Annotated in this window: 12 protein-coding genes; 6 read left to right on the top strand and 6 right to left on the bottom strand. The window is 70.0% G+C overall.

Features of this window, described 5'->3' with window-relative positions; all coding sequences use genetic code 11:
• Positions 1 to 32 precede the first annotated feature (32 nt).
• The 3 genes from ACWCOV_RS14255 to tkt are packed head-to-tail and all read right to left on the bottom strand — an operon-like array spanning position 33 to position 4,912.
• Positions 33 to 1,637 carry a glucose-6-phosphate isomerase gene (locus tag ACWCOV_RS14255; RefSeq protein WP_449829661.1) on the bottom strand — a complete coding sequence of 535 codons (1,605 nt, stop codon included), beginning with the start codon at positions 1,635 to 1,637 and terminating at the stop codon, positions 33 to 35.
• Positions 1,634 to 2,743: a transaldolase gene (gene tal, locus ACWCOV_RS14250; RefSeq protein WP_449829660.1), complete on the bottom strand. Its 1,110-nt coding sequence runs from the start codon at positions 2,741 to 2,743 to the stop codon at positions 1,634 to 1,636. The genes ACWCOV_RS14255 and tal overlap by 4 nt, the downstream gene beginning before the upstream one ends.
• 33 nt (positions 2,744 to 2,776) lie before the next feature.
• The gene (tkt, locus tag ACWCOV_RS14245) at positions 2,777 to 4,912 is read right to left on the bottom strand and encodes a transketolase (RefSeq protein WP_449829715.1); all 2,136 of its coding nucleotides are present in this window, start codon (positions 4,910 to 4,912) and stop codon (positions 2,777 to 2,779) included.
• Between the two features lie 341 nt (positions 4,913 to 5,253).
• Here tkt and ACWCOV_RS14240 point away from each other — a divergent pair, with 341 nt between their 5' ends.
• Both ACWCOV_RS14240 and ACWCOV_RS14235 read left to right on the top strand, forming a co-directional pair.
• A complete protein-coding gene (locus tag ACWCOV_RS14240) occupies positions 5,254 to 6,168 on the top strand; it encodes a heme o synthase (protein WP_449829714.1) in 915 nt (304 codons plus the stop codon).
• 160 nt (positions 6,169 to 6,328) lie between these two features.
• Positions 6,329 to 7,426 carry a ScyD/ScyE family protein gene (locus tag ACWCOV_RS14235; protein WP_449829659.1) on the top strand — a complete coding sequence of 366 codons (1,098 nt, stop codon included), beginning with the start codon at positions 6,329 to 6,331 and terminating at the stop codon, positions 7,424 to 7,426.
• A gap of 56 nt (positions 7,427 to 7,482) precedes the next feature.
• Here the strand turns inward: ACWCOV_RS14235 and ACWCOV_RS14230 are convergent, their stop codons facing one another.
• The 3 genes from ACWCOV_RS14230 to ACWCOV_RS14220 are packed head-to-tail and all read right to left on the bottom strand — an operon-like array spanning position 7,483 to position 9,927.
• Positions 7,483 to 8,409 (bottom strand): COX15/CtaA family protein, encoded by a 927-nt coding sequence (locus ACWCOV_RS14230; RefSeq protein ID WP_449829658.1) that lies wholly within the window; start codon positions 8,407 to 8,409, stop codon positions 7,483 to 7,485.
• 28 nt (positions 8,410 to 8,437) lie between these two features.
• Positions 8,438 to 9,214, bottom strand: coding sequence for an ABC transporter permease (locus tag ACWCOV_RS14225; RefSeq protein WP_449829657.1), 777 nt, complete (start codon positions 9,212 to 9,214; stop codon positions 8,438 to 8,440).
• Positions 9,211 to 9,927: an ABC transporter ATP-binding protein gene (locus ACWCOV_RS14220; protein WP_449829656.1), complete on the bottom strand. Its 717-nt coding sequence runs from the start codon at positions 9,925 to 9,927 to the stop codon at positions 9,211 to 9,213. Before ACWCOV_RS14220 ends, ACWCOV_RS14225 begins: the two co-directional genes overlap by 4 nt.
• A gap of 163 nt (positions 9,928 to 10,090) precedes the next feature.
• Between ACWCOV_RS14220 and ACWCOV_RS14215 the strand changes: the two genes are divergently transcribed.
• From ACWCOV_RS14215 to ACWCOV_RS14200, 4 genes are read left to right on the top strand one after another with little or no spacing between them, the layout of a single operon-like run.
• Positions 10,091 to 10,822 (top strand): helix-turn-helix transcriptional regulator, encoded by a 732-nt coding sequence (locus ACWCOV_RS14215; RefSeq protein ID WP_449829655.1) that lies wholly within the window; start codon positions 10,091 to 10,093, stop codon positions 10,820 to 10,822.
• On the top strand, positions 10,819 to 12,231 hold the full coding sequence (gene sufB, locus ACWCOV_RS14210; RefSeq protein ID WP_449829654.1) for a Fe-S cluster assembly protein SufB: 1,413 nt from the start codon (positions 10,819 to 10,821) through the stop codon (positions 12,229 to 12,231). Before ACWCOV_RS14215 ends, sufB begins: the two co-directional genes overlap by 4 nt.
• Complete coding sequence (sufD, locus tag ACWCOV_RS14205) at positions 12,231 to 13,433, top strand: Fe-S cluster assembly protein SufD (protein ID WP_449829653.1); 1,203 nt, start codon at positions 12,231 to 12,233, stop codon at positions 13,431 to 13,433. The genes sufB and sufD overlap by 1 nt, the downstream gene beginning before the upstream one ends.
• Complete coding sequence (locus tag ACWCOV_RS14200) at positions 13,430 to 13,768, top strand: non-heme iron oxygenase ferredoxin subunit (protein WP_449829652.1); 339 nt, start codon at positions 13,430 to 13,432, stop codon at positions 13,766 to 13,768. The genes sufD and ACWCOV_RS14200 overlap by 4 nt, the downstream gene beginning before the upstream one ends.
• Positions 13,769 to 13,790: the final 22 nt, after the last annotated feature.

The raw sequence follows: 13,790 nt of genomic DNA, 5'->3' as shown, positions 1-13,790 counted from the left end.
AGCCGCTTTCCTCCGAGATCAGTTGTCGAACGTCAGTTGTCGAACAGGGACTTGAGCTGCTGTACGCCGCTCGTCGGGCCGGTCAGGTGGAGCCGCAGCACCGGCCGGCCGCGCTCGGCGAGCACCTTGGCGTCACCCGCGGCCTGGGCCGCGATCAGTCCGCCGAAGGTGAACGGCCGGTCCGGGATCTCCACGTCGTTCGGCGGCGTCGCGGTGATCTGCAGGAACACGCCCTCCGGGTGGCCGCCCTTGTGGTACTGGCCGGTCGAGTGCAGGAACCGCGGACCCCAGCCGAAGGTCACCGGCCGACCGGTCTGCGTCGCCAGCTCCGCGCGGATCGAGGCCAAGCCGGCGTCGCGCTCGGAGTCCAGGTACGCCATCACGGCCAGGTAGCCCTTGTCGTCGAGCTGGCTGAGCAGTGCGTTGATCGCGCCCTTGAGCGAGTCCACACCGTCCAGCAGCCCCTCGGACCCACGCACCTCGACAGAGCCGTCGGTGAACGCCGCCGGCTCCGGCTCGGGCTGTGCGTCCAGCAGGCCACGAGCAGCCGCCTTCGCGCTCTCGACGTCCGGCTGGTCGAACGGGTTGATCCCCAGCAGGTAGCCGGCGACCGCGGTCGCGACCTCCCACAGCAGGAACTGCCCACCGAGCGAACCGGTGGTCACGACCGTCGGTGTGCCGGAGGCGACGCTGGCCGCGCTGCTGTCGGCCGCGAGCACGGCGTGCACGAGATCGCCCGCACCGCTGTGGAGCTCCGGTGCGTCGAGGCTCTCGACGGCGACGGGCAGTACGCCGGTGCCGTTCTTGCCGGTGCTCTCGGCGATGAGCTGCTCGGCCCAGTCCGGGAACCCGACGATCGACGAGCCGCCGGAGGCGATGATCGCCTTGTCCCGGCCCGGGCTCGCGGCGAGCACCGCACCGAGGACGAGCGCCGGGTTCGACGCGTCGTCGGCCCGCAGCGCCGGGGCCACCTCCGCGGCCTGGTCGAGCAGCTCGGCCACGTCCGCGCCGGCCAGCGCCGACGGGACCAGCCCGAAGGCGGTCAGCGCGCTGTAGCGGCCGCCGACGTTCGGGTCGGCGAGGAACGTCTTGCGGTAGCCCTCGTCCGCCGCCAGCTTCTCGAACGGCGAACCCGGATCGGTCACCACCACGATCCGGCCGGCCGGATCGATGCCCGCGTCGGCGAACGCCTTGACGAACGCCCGCCGGTGGCTGTCGGTCTCGACCGTGCCACCCGACTTGCTCGACACCACGACGACCGTCTTCTGCAGGTCGCCGGCCAGAGCCCGGCCGACCACGCTCGGGTCGGTCGAGTCCAGGACGACGAGCTCCACGCCGGCGGTCCGGGTGATCACCTCGGGGGCCAGCGACGAGCCGCCCATCCCGGACAGCACGATCCGGTCCAGGCCCTCGGCCCGGAGGTCGGCCTGCAGGGCCTCGATCTCGGCCAGCAGCGGGCGCGACGACTCGTACAGGTCGACCCAGTTCAGCCGGATCGCCGACTCCGACTCGGCCTCCGGACCCCAGGTGGTGGCGTCCTTGGCCGCGATCCGGGACGCGATCTTCTCGTCGACGAGCCGGTCGACGACCTCGCGCCAGCCTTCGCCGTACGCGTTGACAGTGAGGTTCTCGGTCACTTGGCCGCACCCTTCAGGGCGGCGGTGACGGTGTCCTGGAGTTCGGACCACGACGCGTCGAACTTCGCGACCCCCTCGTCCTCGAGCACCTGGACGACCTCGTCGTACGAGATGCCCAGCTGCTCCAGGTCGTCGATCACCTTGCGGTCGGCGGCGTAGTCGCCGCGGACCGTGTCACCGGTCACCTCGCTGTGCTCGGCGACCGCCTTGATGGTTGCCTCCGGCATGGTGTTGACCACACCCCGGGTGACCAGGTTGTCGACGTACAGGGTCGGCGGGTACGCCGGGTCCTTCACGCCGGTGGACGCCCACAGCGGGCGCTGCGGCTTGGCGCCGGCGGTCTCGAGCTCGCGCCAGCGGTCGGACGCGAAGATCTCCTCGTACGCCTCGAACGCGAGCCGGGCGTTGGCGATCGCGGCCTTGCCCTTGAGCGCCTTCGCCTCGTCGGTGCCGATGGCATCCAGCCGCTTGTCCACCTCGGTGTCCACCCGGCTGACGAAGAAGGACGCGACGCTGGCCAGCTTGGTCACGTCGTGGCCGTTCTCGACCGCCTTCTCCAGGCCGCTCAGGAACGCGTCCGCGACCGCCTTGTAGCGCTCCAGGGAGAAGATCAGGGTCACGTTCACGCTGATCCCGGCGGCCAGCGTCTCGGTGATCGCCGGCAGGCCCTCCTTGGTGGCCGGGATCTTCACGAACACGTTGTCCCGGCCGACGGTCTCCCACAGCTCCTTGGCCTGGGCGATCGTCTTCTCGGTCTCCCGGGCCAGGCCGGGCTCGACCTCGATCGAGACCCGGCCGTCGACGGTGTCGGTGTCGTCGTACACCGGCTTGAACAGGTCAGCGGCGTCCCGGACGTCGTCGGTGGTGATCACCCGGATCGCCTCGTCGGTGGAGACCCCCTCGGCGGCCAGCCGGGACACCTGCTCGGCGTACGCGTCCGCGTCCGCGATCGCCTTGGCGAAGATCGTCGGGTTCGTGGTCACGCCGCTCACGTGGGCGTCCTGGATCAGGGCCGCCAGGCTGCCGCTGGTCAGCCGCTGCCGGGAGAGGTCGTCGAGCCAGATGGAGACACCCGCGTCGGCGAGTGCTTTCAAGCGATCGTTCATGTCCGAAGCCTCCGGATGTTCTGTTGTGGTGTGTCAGTTGCGCTCGTTGGTGGCGTCGGCGTTCGGGTCGGCGCTCACCGCCGGGTCGTCGCCGGGGCCGATTCCGCCGGCCGGGCGACGCCCTGCCGGTACCCCGGAGCCGCCGAGTTCCGCGGCGGCGGCGATGCTGTCCTTGGCGGCCTGGACGACGGCGGCGGCGGTGATGCCGAACTCGTCGTACAGGACCTTGTAGTCGGCGGAGGCGCCGAAGTGCTCCAGGCTCACGCTGCGCCCGGCGTCACCGACGACCTCGCGCCAGCCGAGCGCGATCCCGGCCTCGACCGAGACCCGGGCCCGGACCTGCGGCGGGATGACGGCGTCGCGGTAGGCGTCGTCCTGCTCGTCGAACCACTCGCGCGACACCATCGACACGACCCGGGCCTTGATGCCCTGCTCGGCCAGCGTGTTCCGGGCCTCGACGGCCAGCTGGACCTCGGAGCCGGTGCCGATCAGCACCACGTCCGGCGTCCCGTCGGTGTCGAGCAGCGTGTAACCGCCCTTGTGCACGTTCTCGGTGCCGGCGAAGCCGTCGGCGCCGCGCGGGAAGACCGGGACGTTCTGCCGGGTCAGCGCCAGGCCGGCCGGGCGGTCCTTGTGCTGCAGGATCGCGGCCCACGCGGCCGCCGTCTCGTTCGCGTCCGCCGGGCGTACGACGTCCAGGCCCGGGATGGCCCGCAGCGCCGCCAGGTGCTCGATCGGCTGGTGCGTCGGGCCGTCCTCCCCGAGGCCGATCGAGTCGTGCGTCCACACGTAGGTGACCGGCAGCTTCATCAGCGCGGCCAGCCGGACCGCCGGGCGCATGTAGTCGCTGAAGACCAGGAACGTGCCGCCGTACGGGCGGGTGCCGCCGTGCAGCGCGATGCCGTTCAGGACCGAGCCCATGCCGTGCTCGCGGATGCCGAAGTGCAGCACCCGGCCGTACTCGTCGCCCTGGAACTCCTTGGTGGAGAACTCGGCCGGCACGAACGACGGCTGGCCCTTCGGGGTGGTGTTGTTCGAGCCGGCGAGGTCGGCCGAACCGCCCCACAGCTCGGGCAGCTCGGGCGCCAGCTTGGTCAGCACCTCACCGGAGGCGGCCCGGGTGGCGACACCCTTGGCGTCCGCGTCCCAGCTCGGCAGCGCGTCCTGCCAGCCGGCCGGCAGGTCCCGCTTGCCCAGCCGGGCGAACAGCTCGGCCCGCTCCGGCGCCGCGGCCTTCCAGGCCTCGAACTTGGTGTTCCACTCGTCCTCGAGGGCCTGGCCGCGCTCCAGCGCCTTGCGGGTGTGCGCGATCACGTCGTCGGCCACGTCGAAGGACTTCTCCGGGTCCCAGCCGAGCACCTGCTTGGTCGCGGCGACCTCGTCGGCGCCGAGCGCCGAGCCGTGGATCTTGCCGGTGTTCTGCTTGTTCGGGGCCGGCCAGCCGATGATCGTGTGCAGCCGGATGAAGCTCGGCTTGTCGGTGACCGCCGCGGCCGCCTCCAGGGCGTCGTACAGGGCCTGGACGTCCTCCTCGTAGCCGGTCCCGCCGTTGGTCCAGTCGACGGTCTGGACGTGCCAGCCGTACGCCTCGTAGCGCAGCGCCACGTCCTCGGAGAACGCGATGTCGGTGTCGTCCTCGATGGAGATCTTGTTGGCGTCGTAGATCACCGTCAGGTTGCCGAGCTTCTGGTGCCCGGCCAGCGAGGAGGCCTCGGACGAGACGCCTTCCTCGAGGTCGCCGTCGGAGGCGATCACGTAGATCTGGTGGTCGAACAGGCTGTCGCCCTTGGCGGTCTCGGGGTCGAACAGGCCGCGCTCACGGCGGGCCGCCATCGCCATCCCGACCGCGTTGCCGACACCCTGGCCGAGCGGGCCGGTGGTGGTCTCGACACCCTTGGTGTGGCCGTGCTCCGGGTGGCCCGGAGTCAGGCTGCCCCAGGTGCGCAGCGCCTTCAGGTCGTCCAGCTCCAGGCCGAAGCCGGCCAGGTACAGCTGGATGTACAGCGTGAGGCTGGAGTGACCGGCCGACAGCACGAACCGGTCCCGCCCGGCCCACTCCGGGTTCGCCGGGTTGTGCCGCATCACCTTCTGGAACAGCAGGTACGCCGCGGGCGCCAGGCTCATCGCCGTACCGGGGTGGCCGTTGCCGACCTTCTCGACCGCGTCCATCGCAAGCACCCGCACGGTGTCGACCGCGCGCTGGTCGAGCTCGGTCCATTCAAGCTTGGGGCTGGTCTTCTCCGTCACGCCGGCGGCGCTCCTCTCATGGCTGCGGGCACTCCTGTCGGTCCCCCGCCAGGAGCCTACTCGCCAGCACGTTTCAGGCTTCTCACAGATCACCAACTCGGACATGTACATCCTTGTTCCCGGGGGGTGGTCGAGGACTCCTACGGGGCGTCGTAGACTGTCGAACCGTCAGCGCCGGTCTCCGGCGTCAACCCATCGAGTTCGAGGTGTTCGTGACGGCCGTCGACCCGCGTCCAGCCGCGACGACGTCCTACCCGACGCCGCTGCCGGACAGCGCTGCAGTGCTGAGTCCGTCGGTGCGCGACGTGGTGAAGGCGTACGTCGGGCTGACCAAGCCACGCATCATCGAGCTGCTGCTGATCACCACGGTGCCGGTGATGTTCCTGGCCGCCGGGGGAGTGCCGGAGCTCGGCGTCGTCGCCGCCACCCTGGTCGGCGGCATCCTCGCGGCCGGCAGCGCGAACACGATCAACTGCGTGCTCGACCGCGACATCGACGAGCAGATGCGCCGGACCCGCCGCCGCCCGCTGCCCCGGCACGCGGTCAGCCCGCGCTCGGCGACCGTCTTCGGCGTCGTCCTCGGCGTGCTGGCCACGCTCGAGCTCGGCTTCTTCGTGAACTGGCTGTCGTCGATCCTGGCGCTGACGGCGAACGCCTTCTACGTGTTCGGCTACACGATGGTGCTGAAGCGCCGGACCGTGCAGAACATCGTCTGGGGCGGGATCGCGGGTTGCTTCCCGACCCTGATCGGCTGGACGGCGGTCACCAACGAGCTGGCCTGGACGCCGTTCGTGCTGTTCCTGGTGGTGTTCTTCTGGACGCCGCCGCACACCTGGGCGCTGGCGATGCGGTACCGCGAGGACTACGCGTCGGTCGACGTGCCGATGCTGCCTGTAGTCGCCACTCCGGTCGCCACGGCCCGCCAGATCATGGCGTACTCCGTGGTCATGGTCATCACCTCGATCGCCCTGTGGCCGATCGCCGACACCGGTTTCGTCTACCCGCTGGCCGCGATCGCGCTCGGAATCGTCTTCCTGCGCGAGGCCCGCGCGTTGTTGCTCCGGGCCCACACCGGCGCCGAGGGCGCGGCCCTGCGACCCATGCGCCTGTTCCACTTCTCCAACATCTACCTGGCCCTGCTGTTCATCGCCGCGGCCGTCGATCCGCTGCTGCACTGAGCCTCTGACTCAGCGTCGCCCTGCAGGTGCAGGGAGTTTTCCCGTTGACCTGATCGTGATCTGATGTTGCGATGTCATGGTCTGTGGAGGGGGATCCACGCCTGGGGAGACATAGATGCATGGGGGTTTCGCAGTGGGGGTACGAACACGTATTGCTGCCGTGGCAGCGCTGGCGCTCGCCGGGTCCGTGCTGGTCGCGGCACCAGCCGACGCAGGGAAGAAGTACGGCACCACCATCAAGCCGGTCGTCTCGGGTCTGACCAGTCCGCGGGGGGTGGCCACGTTCGGCGGGAAGATCATCTACAGCGTCGGCGACGGCTCCGTCTACGAAGCCTGGGCCCACAACGGCAAGGTGATCCGCAAGCTCGGCCAGGTGCAGGGCGGATTTCCACCGGCGATCGACACGAACGTCCGGGGTACGACGTACGCCCTGACCGGCGGCGGCGCACCGGCCGAGGAGCTGCCGCCCGGCGCGGCGACGCTCTACCGGCTCCGGCCCGGCAAGGCACCGGTGAAGGTCGCCGACATCGGCAAGTACCAGATCAAGGACAAGGATCCGTACGACCTGGAAGGCAAGCCGACCGACACCAACCCGTACGGGGTGGCGGCGCTCAGGGACGGCACGGTGCTGGTCGCCGACGCCGGGAACAACGACCTGCTGCGGGTCTGGCCGAACGGGACGATCAAGACCGTGGCCCGGTTCAAGCCGCGGGTCGTGCCGGTCCCGACCGGTCTGCCGGCCACGGATCCCGAGGGCAACCCGCTGCCGCCGGCCGGCACGAGGATCCCGAGCGAGGCAGTCACCACGTCGGTCACCGTCGGCTCGGACGGCTACTGGTACGTCGGTGAGCTGCGCGGCTTCCCGGCAACGCCAGGCAAGTCGCAGATCTGGCGGATCAAGCCGGGTTCGTACAACGCCGTCTGTGACCCGGCCAAACCGCACACGGGCAAGTGCACGCGGTACGCCGACGGCTACACGTCGATCGTCGACCTGGCCGGCGGCCCGAAGGGCACGCTCGCGGTGGTCGAGCTGGCGAAGGTGAGCTGGCTCCAGTGGGAGCTGGGAGGCTCTCCGATCGGCTCGCTCTACCTGCAGTACCCGGGCAAGTGGCACAGGGCCGGAGTCAAGAAGGAGCTTGCCCCCGGCAAGCTGACCCTGCCGGGCGGTACGGCGATCAGCCGGTCGGGCAAGGTCTACGTGACGTCACCGCTGTTCGGACCGCCGGGCGCCGTCTACCAGGTGGTGCCGAAACACTGAGAAGCAACCCGGGGCGTCAGGTCTACTCACCGGGCCCGGCGCCCCGGGTCCCACCGCTAGGTGGCTGGTGTGCCGCGTTCGCCGTACACCGCCGTCACCAGAGCGATCAGCACCGCGGCGAAGAACATGTGGATGAGCACCAGCACCCAGGGGAGTCCGGTGAAGTACTGCGTGAAGCCCACGACGCCCTGGAGGAGCTCCATCGCGAGCAACCAGGACGCCAGCTTCCGCAGCGTCCGCGAGGTCGCCGTCACCCGGGTGGCGATCACCAGGGCGATCGAGATCCCGAGCAGCGCGAACACCACGTCCGCGTGCAGCTGACTGATCAGCTCCTCGTTGAATCCGTTCCGCCCGGTCTCGGGATCGCCCGAGTGCGGGCCGGCCCCGGTCACCAAGGTGCCGAGGGCAACGGCCAGCCAGACCGCCACCACACAGGCCGTGGCGAGGGCACGGACCACCGGGGGAGTGTGCGGGTACGGACTCGTCCGTGACCGCCGCATCATCGACACGGTCAGCGTGATGATCACCGGTGACACCAGGAAGTGTGCCGACACGATCCACGGGTTCAGCCCGGTCAGCACGCTGATCCCGCCGATCACCGCCTGCAGCGGGACACCGAGGGCGGCCGCGGTCGCCAGCCGGCGCAGGTCCTTGCGCACCGGGCGGTACCGCATCACCGCCAGCCAGGTGCCGATCGCAACCACCGCGACCACGAAGCCGAGCATCCGGTTGCCGAACTCGATCGCGCCGTGGATGCCGAGCTCCGGGTGCGGCACGTAGGACTCGTCGGTGCACGACGGCCAGGTCGGGCAGCCGAGGCCGGAGCCGGTCAGCCGGACCAGTCCGCCGGTGACCACGATGCCGATGTTCGCCACCACCGACGCCCAGCCCCAGCGCCGTACCACGTCCAGGCTCGGCTCTGGCACCAGTCGCCAGAATCCGGTGACCGGTGTCGTCTCTTGGGGCGGCGTCTCCGTGCTCATCACCGGCACACTCTAAAGAAGCGCTCGTTCAGTCCCATCGGAAGGTCCGGGAGACGAGGTATCCGATGACGGCCGCCCAGAGCGCCAGCGACAGCGCCGCGGCCCAGGGGACGACGCCCTCGATGGTCGAGTTGGCCAGGCCGTTGGCCAGCGCGGCACTCGGCAGCACGCGTACGACGCCCTGCATGCCCGCCGGGTACTCGTCGACCGGTGTGAGCACCGCGCCGCCGACCAGCAGTAGCAGGTAGATCAGGTTCGCCGCGGCCAGCGTCGCCTCGGCGCGCAGTACGCCGGCCATCAGCAGACCGAGCGACGCGAACGCAGCCGTCCCGCACAGGATCATCAGCACGACACCGAAGCCGGCGTTGGGGCCACCGACCGGCCTCCAGCCGAGCGCGAAACCTGCGCCGATCAGCACGACGAGCTGGATCAGCTGGACGGCCAGCACCGCACCGATCTTCCCGGCCAGCAGACCGGTCCGGGACAGGGGAGACGCGCCGAGTCGCTTGATCACGCCGTAGCGCCGCTCGAAGCCGGTCGCGATGGCGAGCGATGTGAAGGACGACGACAGCACCGCGAGGGCGAGCACCCGGGGGACCGCGTCGTCGATCGGTCGCCCGTCACCCAACGGAAGGCGGTTGCCGAGCCCGGTCCCGCCCAGCAGCAACAGCAGGCCGAGCGGGATGACCAGGGCCAGCAGCAGCTGCTCACCGTTGCGGACGAGCAGCTTGAACTCCATCCGGGTGTGCGCGATCACCTTGGTCGGCCACGGCGCGCTTCCGGGCTGCGGTGCGTATGTCGTCATCGTCGTTCCGGCCTGGTGAGCTCGAGGAAGACGTCCTCGAGCGATTTCGTGTGGTGCTCGGTCAGCGCGTCCGGGGTGCCGGAGGCGATCACCTTGCCGGCCGACACCACGTGGACCTGGTCGGACAGCTGCTCGGCCTCGTCCATCGCATGCGTGGTCAGCACGACGGTCACGCCGTCGTCCCGCAGGTCGCGGATCAGCTGCCAGATCTCCCGGCGGCCGTGCGGGTCCAGACCGGTGGTCGGCTCGTCCAGGAACGCGATCTCGGGGCGACCCACGATCGCCAGCGCGAACGACAGCCGTTGCTTCTGCCCACCGGACAACCGCCGGTACGGCGTCTTGCCGCAGGTACCGAGGTCGAGCCGGTCGATCAGCGCCCGGATGTCGAGCGGGTGGGTGTGCAGGGCGGCGACGTACCGGAGCATCTCGACCGCGCGGACGCCGGACCAGGCGCCGCCTTCCTGCAGCATCACGCCGATCCGCGGCATCAGCTCGTCGTGGTCGGCGACCGGGTCCAGCCCGAGCACCCGGACCCGGCCGGAGTCCGGCCGGCGGAAGCCCTCGCAGCTTTCCACGGTGGTGGTCTTGCCGGCGCCGTTGGGCCCGAGCACGGACGTCACGGTGCCGCCGGTTACGGTGAGACTGAGACCGTCGACCGCGGTCTTCTCGCCGTACCGCACGACGAGGTTGTCGATCTCCACCGCGACTGGCACGGAAGAAGTCTAGGACCGGCCCGCGGAGCGCTCGGCCCGGGTTCGGGCGAACCCTCCCGGGCGTGACGCTGGTCACGATGGGCTCCGGCGCCCCGCGTGAGTGCCAGAACCGGTTAGGGGACCCTTATTTGAAGGGTCCCGGGAATTACGCGACACTGATGTTGTGAAAACTCCTGCGACGAACGGACCGGTGCCCACGGGCGCCGCGACGCCGGCCGCGCGGGACGAGTCCACCCGGGACCGGGTCGCCCGCTCGATCCTGACCAACGGTCCGTCCAGCGCCGCGGTGCTCGCGGAGCGCCTGGAGCTGACTCCGGCGGCAGTCCGCCGGCATCTCGACCACCTGCTCGACGAGGGCCTGGTCGAGTCCCGCGAGGAGCGGGTCTACGGCCCGCGCGGCCGCGGCCGCCCCGCGAAGGTCTTCGTGCTGACCGACACCGGCCGGCACGCGTTCCACCAGGCGTACGACGACCTGGCGGCCACCGCGCTGCGATTCATCGCCGAAGCCGGCGGTGACGAGGCGGTCACGGAGTTCGCCCGGCGGCGGGTCGCCGAGGTGGAGAAGCGGTACCGGGAGCTGGTCGACGCGGCTCCCGAGCACCAGAAGGCGGAGGTGCTCGCCCAGGCCCTCACCACGGACGGCTACGCGGCGTCCACGGCGAAGGCCGCGCACGGCGAGCAGCTGTGCCAGCACCACTGCCCGGTCGCGCACGTGGCCGAGCAGTTCCCCCAGCTGTGCGAGGCGGAGACCGAGGTGTTCGCGCGACTCCTCGGCAAGCACGTCCAGCGGCTGGCCACCATCGCCCACGGCGACGGTGTCTGCACGACGCACATCCCCGGTGAACTACCGGTTGCCCCTGTATCCCACGGCGAATCTGCGAGGACTGCACGATGACGCAAACCGCTCACCCCGAACTGGAAGGCCTCGGCAACTACCAGTACGGCTGGGCCGACTCCGACGCCGCCGGCGCGGTCGCACAGCGCGGCCTGAGTGCCGACGTGGTCCGGGGGATCTCCGCGCTGAAGAACGAGCCGGAGTGGATGCTCGACCTGCGGCTGAAGGGCCTGAAGCTCTTCGACCGCAAGCCGATGCCGTCGTGGGGCGCCGACCTGTCCGGAATCGACTTCGACAACATCAAGTACTTCGTCCGGTCGACCGAGAAGCAGGCCACCAGCTGGGAGGACCTGCCGCCGGACATCAAGAACACCTACGACAAGCTCGGCATCCCGGAGGCGGAGAAGCAGCGCCTGGTCGCCGGTGTCGCGGCGCAGTACGAGTCCGAGGTCGTCTACCACCAGATCCGCGAGGACCTGGAGGCCCAGGGCGTCATCTTCCTGGACACCGACACCGGCCTGAAGGAGCACCCGGAGCTGTTCCAGGAGTACTTCGGCTCGGTGATCCCGGTCGGCGACAACAAGTTCGCCGCGCTGAACACCGCGGTCTGGTCCGGCGGCTCGTTCATCTACGTCCCCAAGGGCGTCAAGGTGGACATCCCGCTGCAGGCCTACTTCCGGATCAACACCGAGAACATGGGCCAGTTCGAGCGGACCCTGATCATCGTCGACGAGGACGCCTACGTGCACTACGTCGAGGGCTGCACCGCGCCGATCTACAAGTCGGACTCGCTGCACTCCGCGGTGGTCGAGATCATCGTGAAGAAGGGCGCCCGCTGCCGCTACACGACGATCCAGAACTGGTCGAACAACGTCTACAACCTGGTCACCAAGCGCGCCACCTGCGAGGAGGGCGCGACGATGGAGTGGATCGACGGCAACATCGGCTCCAAGGTGACCATGAAGTACCCGGCCGTCTACCTGATGGGCGAGCACGCCAAGGGCGAGACCCTGTCGGTCGCGTTCGCCGGCGAGGGCCAGCACCAGGACGCCGGGTCGAAGATGGTGCACAACGCGCCGTACACCTCCAGCTCGATCGTGTCGAAGTCGGTGGCCCGCGGTGGCGGCCGGACGTCGTACCGGGGCCTGGTCGAGGTGGCGCCGGGGTCGCACCACAGCAAGTCCACGGTGCGCTGTGACGCGCTGCTGGTCGACACCATCAGCCGCTCGGACACCTACCCGTACGTCGACGTCCGCGAGGACGACGTGGCGATGGGGCACGAGGCGACCGTGTCCAAGGTCAGCGACGACCAGCTCTTCTACCTGATGAGCCGGGGCATGGCCGAGGACGAGGCGATGGCGATGATCGTCCGCGGCTTCATCGAGCCGATCGCCCGCGAGCTCCCGATGGAGTACGCGCTGGAACTGAACCGACTGATCGAGCTGCAGATGGAAGGGGCCGTCGGCTGATGACCGCAAGTGAAACCCTGGTTGCCACCGGCAACCGGGCGCACTCCCACGGGCCGGGGTCCCCGGTTCCGCTCCAGGCCCGGAGCGAGCGGCCGACGTCGTACGACGTCGCCGACTTCCCGGTGCCGAACGGGCGCGAGGAGGAGTGGCGCTTCACCCCGGTCAAGGCACTGAAGGCCCTGTTCGCCGACGAGGCCGGCACCGAGACCCCGAAGATCGACGCGTCCGGACCGGACGGTGTGGTGATCGAGACCGTCGCGGCGGACTCGCTGAAGGTCGGCACGCCGCAGGACCGGTCCGCGGCCGTCGCCTGGACGCACGCGGCCGAGGCGCTGGCGGTGCGGATCCCGGCCGAGGCCGAGCTGGCCGAGCCGGTGCACGTGAACGTCGCGAGCCTCGGCGCCCGCGGCTTCAGCCACCTGATCGTGGACGCCGCCCGGCACAGCAGGGCGATCGTGATCATCGACCACACCGGCGCCGGTGAGCTGGGCAGCAACGTCGAGATCGTCGTCGGCGACGGCGCCGACCTGCGGGTCGTCTCGATCCAGCAGGGCGACCACGAGTCGATCCACCTGGCTCAGCACGACGCGCTGATCGGCCGGGACGCCCGGCTGCACCACGTCGCGGTCACCCTCGGCGGCAAGGTCGTCCGGGTCAACACCAACGTCCGGTACGCCGGTCCGGGCGGCGACGCCGACCTGGTCGGGGTGTACTTCGCCGAGTCCGGCCAGCACCACGAGCACCGGCTGTTCGTCGACCACGAGGCCACGCACTGCAAGAGCAACGTGCTCTACAAGGGCGCGCTGGCCGGTGACAACGCCCGCTCGGTGTGGATCGGCGACGTGCTGATCCGGGCCGCGGCCGAGGGCACCGACACGTTCGAGCTGAACCGGAACCTGGTGCTCACCGACGGCGCCCGCGCCGACTCGGTGCCGAACCTGGAGATCGAGACCGGCGAGATCGAGGGCGCCGGGCACGCGTCCGCGACCGGCCGGTTCGACGACGAGCAGTTGTTCTACCTGCAGGCACGCGGCATCCCCGAGGACGCGGCCCGGCGGCTGGTGGTGTCCGGCTTCTTCAACGACATCATCGGCAAGATCGGCGTCGCCGAGGTGGCCGACCACCTGCACGACGTGATCGAGGAGAAGCTGGCCCGCGCGGCGGAGCTGAGCGCTTCGGCCAAGGCGGTCGTCGGGCAGTGAGCGACACCTTCGAGCGCGCCTGCGCCGTCACCGACGTACCGGACGAAGGAGTCGTCCCGGTGGAGGTCGGCGGTGTCGAGGTCGCGGTCGTGAAGAGCGAAGGACAGTACTTCGCGGTGCGGGACGAGTGCTCGCACGCGCAGATCCAGCTGTCCGAGGGTGACGTCGGCGAGTGCGAGATCGAGTGCTGGCTGCACGGGTCCCGCTTCGACCTGCGCACCGGCGAGCCGACCAGCCTGCCCGCGTACGACCCGGTGCCGGTGTACCCGGTCCGGCTGGACGGTGACGACGTGCTCGTCGACGTCAAGAACCCCCTGAACCAGGCATCCCTGTAGACCAGACGGAGATAGAAGAAAC

The organism is Kribbella sp. NPDC002412, from assembly GCF_053592935.1.
The sequence above is the reverse complement of the archived record's forward strand: the minus strand, read 5'-3'. Positions and strand labels throughout refer to the sequence as shown.

Bases quoted from the DNA above. Each gene is read 5' to 3' on its own strand.
- ACWCOV_RS14225 (WP_449829657.1), bottom strand. From the start codon at position 9,214: ATGACGACATACGCACCGCAGCCCGGAAGCGCGCCGTGGCCGACCAAG.
- ACWCOV_RS14230 (WP_449829658.1), bottom strand. From the start codon at position 8,409: ATGAGCACGGAGACGCCGCCCCAAGAGACGACACCGGTCACCGGATTC.
- tal (WP_449829660.1), bottom strand. From the start codon at position 2,743: ATGAACGATCGCTTGAAAGCACTCGCCGACGCGGGTGTCTCCATCTGG.
- sufD (WP_449829653.1), top strand. From the start codon at position 12,231: ATGACCGCAAGTGAAACCCTGGTTGCCACCGGCAACCGGGCGCACTCC.
- tkt (WP_449829715.1), bottom strand. From the start codon at position 4,912: ATGGACGCGGTCGAGAAGGTCGGCAACGGCCACCCCGGTACGGCGATG.
- sufB (WP_449829654.1), top strand. From the start codon at position 10,819: ATGACGCAAACCGCTCACCCCGAACTGGAAGGCCTCGGCAACTACCAG.